Source organism: Moorena sp. SIO3I6 (assembly GCF_010672095.1).
In genome coordinates, this window is record NZ_JAAHHU010001389.1 from 1 (window position 1) to 1350 (window position 1350).

At 45.6% G+C, this 1350-nt stretch carries 1 protein-coding gene and 1 pseudogene; both read right to left on the bottom strand.

The window, feature by feature from the left end:
- Positions 1–85: 85 nt before the first annotated feature.
- A complete protein-coding gene (locus tag F6K49_RS49590) occupies positions 86–424 on the bottom strand; it encodes a hypothetical protein (protein WP_293110154.1) in 339 nt (112 codons plus the stop codon).
- An 88-nt stretch (positions 425–512) separates the two neighbouring features.
- A pseudogene (locus F6K49_RS49595) lies at positions 513–1350 on the bottom strand (c-type cytochrome); the annotation flags it as partial.

Consider the following 1350-nt stretch of genomic DNA (forward strand, 5'->3'; position numbering starts at 1 on the left):
AAGCTGTTGCTTAATAACATTGCAGCGCGGTCTTGGGTAGGCAGCGCGGTCTTGTGGGTCACCCCCGTGAGCGACTGCCGTGGTTTCACCCATGAGCGACTGCATCAAGACAGCGATAGGGATCCATAGCACCAGGAATGTATAAAATACTGATTTCCAGCAATAGCAATCCTGCAGCACGTACCCAGATAATCGGCACTGGAATTTGCATTTTTAATAACGAAAGCATGACTTCTGGAAAGAAGCATAAGCGATGCAGCGCGGTCTTGGGAAGGCAGCGCGGTCTTGGGGGTCTCCCCCATGAGCGACTGCCGTGGTTTCCCCCATGAGCGACTGCATCAAGACAGGGAATGACAAAAAACACCACATTGATAATGATGCCAAGCCATACCACACAACCAAAGTATTTAGCGTAAGCGTTCATTTTACCTCTTGCTTGAATCTGTTGTTTTAATCTCTTTGTTTAATGTATTGGTTGGTTTTTGTAAATAATTGTTTACATTTATCCCTTACTAAAGGGTCTTCATGTACTCCACTAAGGCATCTTTTGCTTCTGGAGAGAGGTCAGTTCCATAAAGGTGACCACTATTTAAATTGCCAGGAATTGTTGTATAAATCTTAAAGAATTTGTTGGTATTATCCTCTGCTACATCGGAAACAAAACCAACCTTGTCCTGATCGAAAACATCATCACCCCGATAGAATTCTTTGGGTCGGTTTTCGGGGGTTTCTAACAAGTCTCTTAGGGTTGGTACTGAACCATTATGTAAATAGGGAGCTCGTAGCCAAATTCCATCTAGGGGCACATTGGCATAGCCATTGGTTTTGCGGAAATGTTTGAAACGCCTTGGTGTGCCAACAAAGAGGGTATTTTGGTTAGAAAGCAGTTCATAGGTGTAGGAATCCAGACGATATCGGTCTGTACCAATTTCTTCAATAGGTGTTACCTTGCCAACCTTTGAACCACCAAAAGCATGGCAACTGGCGCAGTTGTTTTCATAAATTGGCTTACCCACTGCTGCCAAATTCTGGTTAATCTCATAGGGATAGGGCGGGGGTGGTAATTCCCACAGCCAATCAGCAACCCGTTGAATCCCATCCAAATCTACCGTGGTTGGTGTCACCCCTGCACCCAAAGCAGCGCTTAGGTTCCGCTCATCCACCGAGTCATTATCACCATCCCAGTGCAACTGCAAACCTTCACGAGGCTTCTGATTCCAGATCGAGGGAAAATCTGCACCACCAATCAATTCATCAGGGTCTAACTGATCCATCGGGAAGCGAAATTGCAGGGATTTATAGGAATTAAAAGTATCCACCCGCCCAGGACCGCGATCAGGTTGGTTATTT

What these genes read in the sequence shown, in the direction of transcription:
- F6K49_RS49590 (WP_293110154.1), bottom strand. Translation starts at nt 424, where the DNA reads ATGAACGCTTACGCTAAATACTTTGGTTGTGTGGTATGGCTTGGCATC.